This window comes from Chryseobacterium sp. GW821-FHT04C04, from assembly GCF_059420365.1.
Window position 1 is genome coordinate 74,036 of sequence record NZ_JBWKTO010000004.1, and the last position, 14,657, is coordinate 88,692.

The following is a 14,657-nucleotide window of genomic DNA, read 5'->3' on the forward strand; positions in this document are numbered from 1 at the left end:
AATAGTTTATTTAATGAATATTAAAGATACATATTAAATACAATAAATCAAAATAATTTCAATGATGGTGAATTATTATAGAGTAGTTTTTCCCTGCAATACTTACAATATCTGAAGATCTTTAAATTTTTCCGCTCCGAATTTATCCTGAAACTTTTTGAGATAAAAGCTTTTACGCATTTTAAAATCATGTTTCAGTAATGGAGAATCAATTTTGATAATAATACATTCTTTTTCAATATTGACACTTCTTATTTCCTTGAAAAGGCTTTCATCAAGATACTCTTCAAGAAAATCTTTAATGTCAAAAGCAACAAGTTTATGTTCAAAACCGTAGATTCTGGCAAAAGATTTTACCAGTTCAGAGGATTGATATTCACGTTTTTTCTTCTTCATAGTCAGGTTCCGGGTTTCGAGGTGCGTGATTCGGATTGGAGTTTCGAGTTTCGGGATGCGTTTTGGATGATAAGTTAAGATAAAAAATACTACAGTATAGAGAAATAGGTTTAAATATTTTGTTTTTTTAATTAAAACCAAGTATCCCTAAGTTACTAAATACTAAATTTCAAAAATTATACTTTCCTCATTAATTTTCTTTACTACGCTTTCCGTACGTTCTCTGTGAGTATCCGTAATGAAAATCTGTCCGAAGTTTTCTTTATTAACGAGCTCAATCAATTGTGAAACTCTGGTGTCGTCAAGTTTATCAAAAATATCATCAAGCAATAGGATAGGGGTCTTTTTTGTTAATTCCTTTACAAGGCTCATTTGGGCAAGTTTAAGCGAAATAAGAAAGGATTTCTGCTGTCCCTGAGACCCGATCTTCTTGATCAGGACATGATCCATCTCAAAAAGCAGATCATCCTTATGAATTCCCTTTGAGGTATAAGTCAGCATACGGTCTCTTTCGATGCTCTCTTTTAATAGGTTTTCAAAAGAATTTTCCAGCAAATGAGATTCATAAATAACAGATACGGTTTCTTTTCCGCCGGAAATAATCTCATAGAAATTCTGAACAATAGGATTGAGCTGTTCTACAAACTCTTTTCTTTTCTTAAAAATTTTGGTCCCGAATCGGGTGATAGGGTCATCATAGATTTCCAGTGAATCTCTATCCCAAGTCCTGTTTTTGGCAAAATATTTCAGCAAAGCATTTCGCTGCTGAATGGTTTTCTGATATTGAATCAGATCAAAAAGATATTCAGAATCCGTTTGAGAAATCATAGAATCCAGAAACTTTCGTCTGCTTTCCCCAGAATCTGAAATAAGATTGGAATCATAGGGAGAAATCATTACACTCGGAAGATAACCGATATGGTCCGCAAGCCTGTCATAGCTTTTATCATTCTTTTTGATCACCTTTTTAGCTTCCTTGGGCTGGGTAATTCTAATGATATCTTCACTGTCTTCATTTTGAATTTCAGCATCAATGGTGAAGAAATCCTCCTCTGCTTTAATATTGTTAAGATCAGTATTTCCCAGGAAGCTTTTTCCTACGGATAAATAATGCAGAGCGTCCAGAAGATTCGTCTTTCCCACGCCGTTGTTTCCCACAAAACAATTGATCTGTGGCGAAAATTCAAATTTTTTCTCTGAGTGGTTTTTGAAATTGTAGAGGGAAAGCTTCTTGATAATCATTCGTCAAAAATACTCCATTATTAGTAAAAATAAAAAAGGAAGTGCCGAACAAGTTTCCACCCCGAATGAATAATAAGCGTCATCTCTTTTGTTATCAGAGAAATAGATGAAAATATAAGTTATAATGCCTGCCATAAAAAAAGCCAAAGCATAGTGTAGTTCAAGATAGAAAACAGCAATGATACAGCTGATAAAAACAAGGGCATACGCAATGTATTTGGTATTTTGTACCCCTATCAGCATAGGAAAGGTTTTTACCGTGTCACTATTCATATCCCGGATATCAAAAGGAAGGACAAGTGCTGTGATAAAGAAAAAACTGATCAGAAAAATCGGAATACTGAATTCCGGAAGAGTGAGCCAGCAATTGACCAGAGCCCAAACCAATCCTACATAAAAGACTTTTAGTAAAGGAATTTTACGGATATAAACATCAAGGAAAAAGCTGTTGTAAAGCAATCCTAATATTATAATAATAAACCATTTCAACAGTCTTATTTCATTATGATTATGAATGATTAAAAAAGCACAGGCAATTCCTGCGAGTGCATTGATAACCACTATTTTGAAAAAATGCTTGGTATATTGATATTTAGTATACAGATAGCCACTGAAATAAGTGATGAAAATAAGAGCAAAAGTAGGGAAACGGAATGTGTTTTGCTCTTTCATGAAAAATACTGCAAAAAGAGTTCCCATAAGGGAGACATAAATCTGGCTGTCTATGACAGTTTTTTTCAGTATTTTTAAGATGTTCATTTATCAAAATTAATATATATGAAAAGATTTTCCAAGATTTTTTTGCTTTTGCTTGTAATGCTGAGCTTTACAACGGTATCCGCACAGAAATACTACGATACCCAATGGAAAAAAATTGCTGAAAACAGTACGAAAGGAGCTTATAAATCTAATCTTCCCATTATTTTAGACATACAAAAACAAGCCATGAAAGAAAATAATGCCTTCGAGCTGATCCGATCTCTGAAAGCGGAGTTCAGTATTGTAAACCAAACTGTGGATGATGACCAGAACGATTCTGCTTCCCAATTTTTCAAAAAACTTAAGGATTCGGAAGGGAAAGTGAATGGAGAAGGCAAACTGGTATATAAAGTCTTACTGAATGGCTTTTTCATGGATTATTACAACCAGAACTCATGGAAAATAAACGGAAGAACGAATATCAACTCTCAGGATGTTTCACAGATTGAAACGTGGAGTAAGCTTGATTTTAAAAACTATTTGACTACAAACTTCCAGGAACTTGATCAGGAGAAGTCTGCAATGAAAAAAATTTCCTTGGAAAAGTATAAGAATATATTTTCTGGAACGGGTGATATAGCCTATTTTCCAACACTGGCAGATTGGTATGCAATAAAGAAGGTAGCATTCTTATCTGAAAACAATATTTTCACCAAAAATGAACTGACAGCAAACCATACGACGATCAATGCCATCTATGATGAACTGATCGAACAGAACAGCGGAAATTCAAAGCTGTATTTCATGAAGGAAAAGCTGACGGAGAACTGTAATTTTAGTCATTGCAAAGATAAACTTCAGCAGCTTCAAAATCTGTTGAAATCTAATGTAGAAGGGGATTATAAAGTGATGATCATGGGAGACATTATGGATGAATTTGTTGCCCGGAAGAAACCTAAAGAAGCCATTGCACTGGCTGCTCAGGCTAAAAGTGAATATCCGAAATCTCTTTTCCTTGAGAATATCAAAAGCAAAGAAGCGCAGATTGTAAATCCTTATCTGACCTTAAAATACGAATCCCAGACTCAGAATAATCTACCCATTCATTTTGTGGCAGAATATCAGAATGTATCAGAATTTACGCTGAATATTTATGAAGTGAAGGACGATTTTACTTCGTTGCTTCAATATGTTCAGGACTCTTATTCCAATACGTTTGGAAAACTGAAAAAGAATCTGGTAAGGAAAGAAACCTTCCAGCTTCCGGATCCTAAGGATTATCAGAATCATAAAACTTCATTAGAAGTGAAACCACTTCCTTCAGGAGCTTATGTAGCAGAATTTACTGTTGCCGGAGCTGATATGAAAGATACCGACTCCAGACAGAATTTGTATTTTCTGGTTTCCGGAAACAGAATTATCTATCAGTCTAAAACAGATAGAAAGCCTCTTGCAGACGAGTTGAAATTAGTTAATAGTGAAAATGGCAAACCTTTAGCCAATGAAGGACTTAGATTTTATGAATTTGTTTCCAATAAAACATTGAAAAAAATTGAAGGTAAAACCAATGAAAATGGAGTATTTAAGTTCCCTTCTTCTGAAAACAAAGATTATTACAGAACTTTCCTGATCCAGCAGCCTAAAACGAATGATTTCCAGATCATGCAGGTCTATGGAAACAGAGGATATGCTGACGACTATAATCCTAATAAACAGACCCGCTCAACCGCTCAGATTTTCATAGACAGAGGGATTTACCGTCCCGGACAGACTGTTTATTTCAAGGTGATCAATACAAGAATCGATAAGGAAGTTGAAGGAGTTCTTTCTGGATTAAAACAAAAAATAACTTTATTAAATACCAATAGTGAAGAGGTTTCTTCACAGGAATTCACTACCAACGAATTTGGTTCTTATCATGGAAGTTTCATCCTTCCAAAAGGAAAACTGAATGGTAATTTTTATCTGAGGATAGACGGAGAAAGCCAGGGATATAAAAATTTCAAAGTAGAAGAATATAAAAGACCTAAGTTTGAAGTCACCTTTGATCCTGTAAAAGAGGAATACAAATATGGACAGACTATAGAACTGAAAGGAAAAGCGGTCATGTTCTCCGGTGTTCCACTGAACAATAGCACAGTGAACTATGAAATCAAGAAACAGAATATCAGATGGAGATACTTCAGCTGGTACCCACAGAGTAATGATAATGAAAACTCAATTCTTGGAGAAGCAAAGACCAATGAAAAAGGAGAGTTTGTTATCCGTCTGGAGCTTAAAAAAGATGAAAAACTGGAAGGAATACAGATTGACAACTATGCTATCAATGCATCCGTGACAGACATCAATGGTGAAACACAGACAGCGGATACCCAATTGAAAGTAGCGTCGGTTTCTCATTATATTCAGGCAGAAAATATCAGCAATATTTTTACAGACGAAAATGTAAAATTAAAGGTAGAAACTAAAAACTATAACGAACAGAATCTTAAAAAGCCATATCAGGTTAAGCTATCAAAACTGATTGCTCCGGATAGGATTTTCAGAGATAATTTCAAATCTGATGTTCAGAATCTTCCAAAGTATTCAAAAGAAGAATTTATCAGCAAATTCCCACACGATCTTTTTGATAAAAATGATGAGATCAAAAACTGGAAAACGGAAAAAGTACTGTTTGAAAGACAGCAGCAGCCATCTGCTGACAATACTCAGCTTTCAACTAATCTTGATTTAGGAAAACTGGAAACAGGAGATTACCAGCTGGAACTTTTCAATAGGGAAGGAAAAGATACCATCAAAACTTCTCAGTATTTCAGTGTTTGGGATAAAACAGCTTTACAACCTACTCAAAAAACATTCCTTACAGTGATTGCTCCAAAAGAAGAATTGTCAAGAGGAGAAAAGGCGAAAGTGTATGTTTTCTCCGCAGTTCCTGATGCGCTGGTCAATGTTTTTGTACAGGATGGATCTGGAAAAACGATTTCAGAAGTTCATCAGATGAAAAAAGGAATATTAGAATATACCGCTGAAATTCCTAAAGATAAAAGTGTATCCGATCTGAACCTTCAGTTTCAGCTGGTAGCATTCAATGATGTGAATACAGAATCTGTTTCTTTAAAAATAAAAGACACAGAAAAACCTTTAAAAATTGAAACGGTAACCTTCAGAGATAAGCTTGAGCCCAATGCTAAGGAAAAATGGACGGTAAAAGTAACCGGAAATGATAAAGAAAAGATCAATGCTGAGGTATTGGCCAATATGTATGATATGTCTCTGGATCAGTTTGCCGCAAATAATTACAGCTGGAGAAAACTGTATACCCCATTTGTGATTGTAACTTCTTATGGGATCAAAAATTATCTGCAGCAGCAAAACTATCAGAAGAGATTGAGATATTTTGAAGACAGGTATATAGCAGTTCCTGAGTTTAACTGGTTTGATGGTGATTTTTCGTATTTTTCGATTTCAAAAGAAACAATTGTAGGGGTTAGCAATCAGGAAGGAGTGAAAGCTCCGGCTTATGCACCGCCGCCATCACCCATTGCAGGAGCAAAATTTAAAACTGCCAGAGCTGCAGTTGCAGAAGATAGATTTGAAGTTGTTCAAAATGTAGTTCCTGAAGCTGTAAAAGCTCCGAAGGTAGAAACTCCTCCTCCTCCAGGATCTTCTGAAGAAAACCTGGAAAAAGTAGCTGTTCGTAAAAATCTGAACGAAACGGCATTCTTCTATCCGGATCTGAAAACCGATGCCGAAGGAAATGTAAGTTTTGAATTCACTTCTCCGGAAGCATTGACCAAATGGAAACTGATGTTCCTGGCTCATACTAAAGATGCAAGAACTGCTACTTTAGAAAAAGAAGTGGTAACCCAGAAAGAATTCTCAGTGACTCCCAACTACCCGAGATTCCTGAGAGAAGGGGATGAACTGAATCTGCAGTCGAAACTATCAAACCTTACTGATAAAAAACTGAGTGGTTCTGCCGAATTACAGATTCTGGACGCTTTTACCAATGAAAATATTTCTTCAAAATTCGGAATCACTTCAGGAGTACAAAACTTCAGTTTGAATGAAAACGGAAGCAATGCACTGACATGGAAATTGAAAGTTCCGGACAATGTTTCCTCTATTATTTTCAAAGTGGTTGCCAAAGCTGGAGCCTATTCTGATGGGGAGCAGCAGGCTGTAGCCGTATTGCCCAACAGAATGCTGGTGACGGATGCTGTTCCTGTTTTTGTGAAAGAAGGGGAAACCAAGACATTTGTACTGGATAATCTTAAAAATAATACGTCTACGACAGCTTCTAATGTTTCCAATACACTGGAGCTGACTACCAATCCGATCTGGGAGATCATGTTTGCCCTTCCAAGTCTGAAAAATGATCAGAATAATTCTGCGGATGTAATCTTTAACAAATGGTTTGCAGATGTGCTGGCTTCGGAAATATTCAAAGCCAATCCGAAAATGAAAACAGTTTTTGAAGAATATCAGAATAAAGGATTATTAAATTCAAATCTTGAGAAAAATCAGGAATTGAAACAGTTATTGCTTGAAGAAACTCCTTGGGTATTGGAAAGCAAAAATGAAGGCGAGCAGATGCAGAAGCTGGCATTATTGTTTGATGTCAATACGATGAAAAATTCTATCAATCAGGATTGGGATGATTTCAAAAAACTGCAAAACCCTGACGGTGGATTCTCATGGTACCCTGGTTATCCAAGTTCTTACGGAACATCATTGTATATCCTTAAAAACTTAGGGAAAATCAACTCTTGGCTGCAAGATAATGTAAAAGACTATCAGAGCTCAGAACAGAAAGTTTTAGTATCGAAATTGATTCAATATGTAGACAATGAGGTTAGCAAATATTTTGATGTAAAAAAAGGCAACGTTTGGAACAACTGGGCGATGGATTACCTTGATACCAGAAACTATTGGGAAAAGCAATATCCTTTAAAAGGAAAAGGAGCTTCTCTGAAAACGTTGGTAAAACAGAAAGCAAAAACAGCTAAAATCACAGATTTCACATTCTTCGGACTTCACCGTTCAGCATTATTGATGAATGATTATGGCTTAAAAGAGGTTTCTGATAAGTTGATGACTTACCTTAAAGAAACCTCCACAGATACAAAAACACAAGGAATTTACTGGAAACAAAACCTGAATGACTGGGGATGGTTTGGTTCTAAAGTCGTCAACCATGCAGGAGCATTGGAAGCTTTCAACAAGTTAAAATCCAATGACCAAAACTTTATCGAAGACATGAAAATCTGGCTGGTAACCCAGAAAGAAGTCAACTCATGGGGAAGCTCAAGAGGTACGGCAGAAGTGATCTTCACTATTTTGAATTCAGGAAAATCATGGACAGGAGCAGAAACCAAAGGTTCGGTGAATGAAATGAGCCCAAGTGATAAAGCTACCATCATTTGGGGCGGAAAAGAATTAGCACCTCAGACACAGGCGACAGGATATGTGAAATCAACAGTGAAAACAGAAACAGTAGATAAAAACTTAGCAACTGTAACCGTTACAAAACCTGGTCCCGGAATTGTTCAGGGAGGATTATTCTGGCAGTATTATGAAGATCTCGATAAAATCAAATCTTCAGAAAACTATATTTCCGTGACGAAAGAACTTTATAAGAAAGTGAAAACCGTAAACGGAGAAGAACTTCAGAAAATCTCAACCGAAACCCCGTTGAAAGTAGGAGACAAAATAACGGTAAGAATGATTCTGAACACAGACAGAGCTATGGAGTTTATTCATATAAAAGATATGCGTGCTGCTGGATTTGAGCCTACAGATGTGCTTTCAGGTTACCAATGGAAAAATAACCTTGGGTATTATCAGTCGACCAAAGATGCCTCTACCAATTTCTATATTCAGTACATGCCGAAAGGAAAATATGTTTTTGAATATGATGTGGTGGCCAATGCATCCGGTAAATTCTCCAACGGAATTACGACCATGCAGAATTACTATGCTCCACAGATGAATTCCCACACAAAAGGAACAAGCGTTCAGATTTTGGAATGATTTTTGGCTATAGGGAAGTAATTAAATGTTAAAACCAAATAAAATGAAATTTTCTAAAACTTTAATTACAGGATTGATATTAATGGCTGGAGTAAATGCTTTCGCACAAAAGAAGGCAGAAAAGTTTGAAAAACTACAGATTGAAATGTTCCCAAAAGCTAAAGAAGGATATAAGCAAGTATATATTCAGCTTCCCGTAGCGAAAAACGAAAACGATTTAAAAGTTGAGCTTTTTGTAGGAGCTGAAAAAATGGTAGACTGTAATAACTATTTCCTGATGGGAGAAATGAAAACTCAGGATCTTCAGGGATGGGGATACAACTATTATGAAGTAGAGTCTAAAGGAGAAACAGCCGGAACATTAATGGGATGCCCTGGTCAGAAACAGACTAAAAAGTTTGTTACCTTAAAGCCTGAAACCGTAAGATACAACAGCAAACTTCCATTGGTATTCTATGTACCAAAAGATATTGAAGTACGTTACAGAATTTTACGTCCTGATACTGCTATGAAAAAAGCAGTTCAAAAGTAAATCAGCTTATTATAATTATACTGAAAACTCCCTACATCAATGTGGGGAGTTTTCGTTTTTTATCTACAGTATTAAATAGAACTCAATGTTGCGGTTGTCATTCCGAAGGAATCCAGATTTCAAAATTCAGTATCGGAATATAAAGACTATGCCCATTATCTATCCAATGACTAATGACTTTAAGTTTTGGCTAAAGCCGAAGGATTTTAAATCTTTTTATTAAACGGGCTAAAGCCCGTTCCTATTGAATGTTTTTCTCACAGATTTTGCTGATTGAGCAGATCATTCTTCCAAAAGCCTGGCCACCCAGTTTGTCATTCCGTAGGAATCCAGCTTCCAGAATTTAGGATTGGATTAAAAAAATAAAGCCAATTTTATTATGTTATCCAATGATTAATTACCTTAATATTCCAACCTTCAGGAACTCTTGTTATAACATAAGTTTCACCTCTGGAAATTCCATTATGGATTAAAATGTAAGTGTCTTTTTTATCATCACATTTGAAAAGTTTGCTGTAAACAGGAACATATAAATTGCTAAAACTTTGTTGGACGTATTTTGAAAACTCTTTTGAAGTGAGAAAAATTATCCTTTTACCCAAAGTATCAGCTCTTCTTAAGTTTTCGTCATCAGTTACAGTAACATCATATTGCAGCATATCAAGGAAACTCTTTTTATCGTTATTTGAATAAGAATTATACCTTTCCCTTTGTGAAGCAAAGTCTTCTTTAAATGTTTTTAAATTCACGATAAACTCAATGGTTAATGGATCAGGATTATTAATGAGATCATACTCTCCATATATGGCGGCTAGTAATGCTTTTGTAAAATCATTGTCTATCGTTTTATATTTGGGGTTATTATCCTCGGAATCAGAAACTCCATCGTTGTCGGTATCTTTTGAATGAGGATCGGTAAAAAGTTCCATTTTTTCTTCAAGATCATTAAGCCCGTCACCGTCAGAATCTTTTATGATCTCATCGATATTAATAACAACCAGTGCATTGTTTTTTAATGTCTCATATTCAGGTCCACCATGGGGAAATGTCAATGGTCTGGTCATTCTCACAATATCTGCTTCAATTTGTAGGTGGTGGCTGTCTTTCCAAAATGGGAATTGAGAATTGTTTTTAAAAAAATAGTTATTATTCTTTTCCATTCCGGTATAATAACTCTTCCATGTTTCTCCATTGTCCATTGAGATTCTCAGATAATATTTCACCTTAAAAAAAGAATCAGTCTGATAAAGGATAGCAATCGTGTTATTAAACCTGCCTGTCTTAACAATTAATGGCCAAGGAATATCTCCATATTGTTTTGCAAATTCTGTTTTTTTTATGGAATCTCTTACCTTATAACCATCCAATAGACTGTCGGATGCCACTTTGCTTAGTGCGGAAGCCATTTTTGCTTCTAAAGAATCTATTATGTTTTCAGATCTTGCAAACCTTTTTAAATATTTGATAGATATGAACTTAAAAGGAGGAGTAAGCGCTTGTTTTTGGGTTATTTTATAATGGTAAGAATCCGTTTTTCTCGAACTGTCTCTGGCTTTTTTTAAAGCTTCACACTTGCAGACTTCCTGATCTTGTGCTGTGGAAAAGATGTATAGTAAAGAGAAGAATAGGGTGAGTATTTGTTTCAAAATGTATTTTTTTTATTAAATAGGTTGTTGTGAATTTAAGATGAAATGCTGTTTTTGTTATTTTCCAAAAGCCTGGCTACCCAGTTTGTCATTCCCTAGGAATCCAGCTTCTAAAATTCAAAATAGAAAAAAAATAATCAGTTATTTTTTTTGGAAGAATATTCTTTTATTCCCTTATTTACTCATAAAATCACAATGAAAAGAGAATGGAAAAAGTAGAGTTAAATATTTTTTCAAAGTTTTTTAGTTTTTAATTAACATTTAAACGATCTGGCCAAAACTTTATTTTGTAGGGATTTAAACTTAAACATATTTTAAACTTACTTTAAATTCACCATATTGTAGAATTATCTTTAAGGATTTTATCTTTTTTTGCATTATATTTGTTATAAACATAAACCATGAAAAACAATTTATTGATTTTTACGTTTAGTTTTTTTGCTTTCCCTGCTTTTGGCTGGGCTCAGTCTGCGCCGGATTTTAAAGAACTTCTGGATAGTGCCATGGTTCAGGATTCGAACCTCAAAATGCAGATTACCCAAAATAAACTTACCGATCTTGACGAACACAAACTAAAGGATATCTTTCTTCCTACTTTGGAATTAAGTGGTAAAGCCGGCTATCTCAACGGAACAGCAAGACTGACGTCACCGGAATTCAATCTCGCTCCCTTTATCAATATTCCGGAAGGAGCTTTTAACAATAATTTCAATGTATCAGGTTTTTCAGGGATTGCCAAGGCAGATGCGAAAATGCTTCTGTATTCAGGAGGAAAGGTCAAGTATCTGAAAAAAGCCGTTGAAGAAAAGAAAAAGTCTGAAGATATTCTGCTGGAAAAAACAAAAGATGAGGTTATTGCCACTATTTCTAAAGCATATGATCAATTAGCCCTGATTCATCAGTCTAAAAAAGTATTGGATGAAAGTAAAAAAAGACTGGACATTAACAGAAAGACAGCAGATAAAGCGCTTGGTTATGGATTGATTACACCTTACGATCATAAGAAAATCGAATTGGCTCAGGCTACTTTAGATGCCAAAATGGTAGAATATGAAGGAAAGAAGGAACTGCTTCTTACCCAGCTTTATATTTTAACCGGAATCAGCAGAGACAGACTCAGAATGATTGATCCGGTATTGTCTCCGGTAGAATTGCTTGCTGCAGAAAAAGGAATAGAACAGAGAGCCGAAATCCGCGCTCTGGAACACGGCATCAGTGCGGCAGACTATAAGATAAAAGCTGAAAGAACATGGATGATTCCTAAAGTACAGTTGATGGCTTCCGCCTATTATATCGGATTGTACGGAAACAGGATCAAATCTTCAGAAAATGTAATTCCGGCAGTCCCAATACTTGGATATGAAGGAAAAAAACTGGACTGGAGACCCAATAATATCAACGTATTTCCATTGATCACTGCTGGAGTAGGCTTTAAATGGGAAATTTTCGACGGTAAAGAGGGTAAACATGCAGAAGAAACCGCCAAAGTAGGGAAAGAAGTACTCCAAAACCAGAAAGAAGATGCCCTGAAAAAACTGACCTTAAATCTGGCCAATAATCAAACCAATTATGATATTGCTTCTGCACAGATCCCGTTAAAAGCCAAAGAGAAAGAATTGGCAAAAAATGCACTCATACAGGCAGAAAAAGAATTCAGATACGGGATGAGTAAATCTTCTCAGCTGATCGATGCAGAAAACGACCTTGAAGTTGTCGAACTGGAATATCAGAATGCCATTTTCAACCAGAGAAGAGCGGGAATAGAACTGATGAGATCTACCCAGGAACTGGATATCACCAAATTTTATTTAATCCCTTAAAAATTTAAATGATGCATAAAAATATATCTATACTCTTCGCTGCTCTGTTTATGCTGGGGAGCTGTGACAAAAAAAATGAAAAGATCAAAGATCCCGAAGGTAAAACCAAAAAAGATGTGATTTCTTTTGCCCCTAAGGTAACCGGAAGGATTTTAAAAGTATACGTTTCTGAAGGGCAGACGGTGAAAAAAGGAGATACCCTGGCACAACTTGATGTACCAGAGGTTTCAGCAAAAATAGCCCAGGCTCAGGGTGCTGTAAGTGCTGCCACAGCCCAGGAGCAGATGGCGAAAAACGGAGCCACAGCCGATCAGATGAGACAGCTTCAGGCAAAATATAAAGGGTTGAAAGAACAATATGAATTTGCCCAGAAATCTTATAAAAGAGCAAATAATATGTTCCGTGACAGCTTAATGTCTCCGCAGGCTCATGACGAAATCTATGCAAAATTGCAGGGAGCAAAAGCACAATATGATGCTGTTGTAGCAGAACTGGATGATGTACAAAGAGGAACTCGTTTCGAAAAAGTGGAAATGGCAGCAGGTCAGGCATCGCAGGCCAAAGGAGCCTTGCAGGAAGCTAATGTGGCTTACTCTGAAAGATACATCATTGCGACCAACGATATGGAAATAGAAACGATCAGCCTGAACACTGGTGAGCTGGCAACCGCTGGTTTTGCCCTGTTCAACGGATATATTCCGGAAAGCACCTACTTCAGATTTACCATTCCGGAAAGTGCAATTTCAAAATATAAAAAAGGGCAGGAGGTCAATATGCAGGTGGTTTATAATAAAGAAAACCTGACAGGAAACATTGTATATATTAAGCAGCTGACAAAGTATGCGGATATCACCACTGCTTATCCTGACTATCAACTGCAGGATGCAATCTACGAGATCAAAGTAAAACCCAAAGATATGAATAAGGCTAAAAGCATTTTGGTCAATGCCAATGTTATCCTTAAATAAATTGAAACGGAACAGATGGGCTTTAAGTAAGATTCATTTCGTTCTTCACAATATAAAAATATACAGATGAAAGAATTTTTCCGTCTTTTAAAACGAGAGTTCAAACTTTTTATCGGCAATTCTACCTTAAGGACGGTGTTCTTTTTGGCACCCGTTTTCTATGCCACTTTGCTGGGGTTTGTCTACAAAAGCGGAAAAGTTGAAAATACTCCCGTATTGGTCATTGACAGAGACAATACTCCTTTGTCTAATCAATTGACGGAAATGCTGGATGATAATAAAAGCATCAAAATTATCAGATACCTGCAGGAACCTCTGAGCATCAAAGATGAGGTGATCAGACATGAAGCAGCGGCAGTAGTGATTATTCCTTCAAGGTTTGAAGGAGATATGCTTCAGAAAAAATACCCTGAACTCAATGTTTATATCAATACAGGAAATGTTTTAACCGCAAATTTTGCTTCCAAAGCCCTTCAGCTGACCATAGGAACATTTTCTGCCGGAGCTTCCATCAAAGCCCTTCAGAAAGCAGGAATGCCTGCTGTGAAAGCGGCTACACAATATGAACCGTTCAAAGCCAATTATATTACCCTCTTCAATACGACGGGGAACTACCTTATCTTCATGTGGCCGGCAATGCTGGCTGTGGTATTGCAGCAGGTAATCCTCCTGGCGATGGCCGTAAGTTTCGCTGCCGAATTTGAAAGAGGCTCTTTTGTGAAAGAATATCTGAAAATGAAAAAATGGGCCTTCCCAACTATGCTTATTAAGGTGATCCCGATTTGGGTATTTTCTATTCTGATTGTTGGTATTTATTACTTTATGCATATGATTTTCCACGTTCCGATGCCCCAGGGAATACTCAATTTTATTCTTCTGACAGCCGTTTTTGTGGGATCAGCTTCATTTTTAGGTGTATTTATCAGTATTCTGATTCCTGACGCATTGAAGGCAACACAGATTCTTATGGTAATTGCCTCACCGGCTTTCATCATCAGTGGTTTTACATGGCCTTTGAATGCAATGCCTGGTTTCGTTCAGTTTATTGCTAATATTATTCCGTTAACTCCTTTTTTGCAGGCCTTTAAAATTCTATTAATTCAAAAAGGTTCGGTAGAACTTACATTCCCTTATCTGAAACATTTAAGCATTCTTTTAGTGGTATATGCAGTTATAGGCTGGATTGCTTTAAAAATCAAACTTTGGTTTATTTTCAAAAAAGCAGCTCCACAGGAAATTGCTGTTGAGAATACTCCTCAGGAGGATGTTGAATAGTTTTTTGTTGCTGGTTAATTTGTAGTAAGCAACTCTCAATTTTTTC

9 protein-coding genes are annotated in these 14,657 nt (G+C 36.1%); 5 read left to right on the forward strand and 4 right to left on the reverse strand.

The genetic code is table 11. The features are described 5' to 3' along the window. Window positions 1-102 precede the first annotated feature (102 nt). From AC07UM_RS13675 to AC07UM_RS13685, 3 genes are all read right to left on the reverse strand, one after another. Window positions 103-396 carry a hypothetical protein gene (locus AC07UM_RS13675; protein WP_103233801.1) on the reverse strand — a complete coding sequence of 98 codons (294 nt, stop codon included), beginning with the start codon at window positions 394-396 and terminating at the stop codon, window positions 103-105. A 162-nt stretch (window positions 397-558) separates the two neighbouring features. After that, complete coding sequence (gene recF, locus AC07UM_RS13680) at window positions 559-1,638, reverse strand: DNA replication/repair protein RecF (protein ID WP_494683683.1); 1,080 nt, start codon at window positions 1,636-1,638, stop codon at window positions 559-561. Window positions 1,639-1,641: 3 nt separating this feature from the next. Continuing rightward, window positions 1,642-2,397, reverse strand: coding sequence for a UbiA prenyltransferase family protein (locus AC07UM_RS13685; RefSeq protein ID WP_494683684.1), 756 nt, complete (start codon window positions 2,395-2,397; stop codon window positions 1,642-1,644). 18 nt (window positions 2,398-2,415) lie between these two features. Between AC07UM_RS13685 and AC07UM_RS13690 the strand changes: the two genes are divergently transcribed. Beyond that, entirely contained in the window at window positions 2,416-8,370 is a 5,955-nt protein-coding gene (locus AC07UM_RS13690) for an alpha-2-macroglobulin family protein (protein WP_494683685.1), read from the forward strand. 43 nt (window positions 8,371-8,413) lie between these two features. Then, entirely contained in the window at window positions 8,414-8,902 is a 489-nt protein-coding gene (eco, locus tag AC07UM_RS13695; protein ID WP_494683686.1) for a serine protease inhibitor ecotin, read from the forward strand. Between the two features lie 377 nt (window positions 8,903-9,279). Here the strand turns inward: eco and AC07UM_RS13700 are convergent, their stop codons facing one another. Beyond that, complete coding sequence (locus tag AC07UM_RS13700) at window positions 9,280-10,548, reverse strand: hypothetical protein (RefSeq protein ID WP_494683687.1); 1,269 nt, start codon at window positions 10,546-10,548, stop codon at window positions 9,280-9,282. A 401-nt stretch (window positions 10,549-10,949) separates the two neighbouring features. On the opposite strand from AC07UM_RS13700, the gene AC07UM_RS13705 reads away from it, so the two are divergent. From AC07UM_RS13705 to AC07UM_RS13715, 3 genes are all read left to right on the forward strand, one after another. After that, window positions 10,950-12,368 carry a TolC family protein gene (locus AC07UM_RS13705; RefSeq protein WP_109739228.1) on the forward strand — a complete coding sequence of 473 codons (1,419 nt, stop codon included), beginning with the start codon at window positions 10,950-10,952 and terminating at the stop codon, window positions 12,366-12,368. 11 nt (window positions 12,369-12,379) lie between these two features. Next, a complete protein-coding gene (locus AC07UM_RS13710; protein ID WP_494683688.1) occupies window positions 12,380-13,336 on the forward strand; it encodes an HlyD family secretion protein in 957 nt (318 codons plus the stop codon). Window positions 13,337-13,402: 66 nt separating this feature from the next. After that, window positions 13,403-14,611: an ABC transporter permease gene (locus tag AC07UM_RS13715; protein ID WP_494683689.1), complete on the forward strand. Its 1,209-nt coding sequence runs from the start codon at window positions 13,403-13,405 to the stop codon at window positions 14,609-14,611. Window positions 14,612-14,657 lie beyond the last annotated feature (46 nt).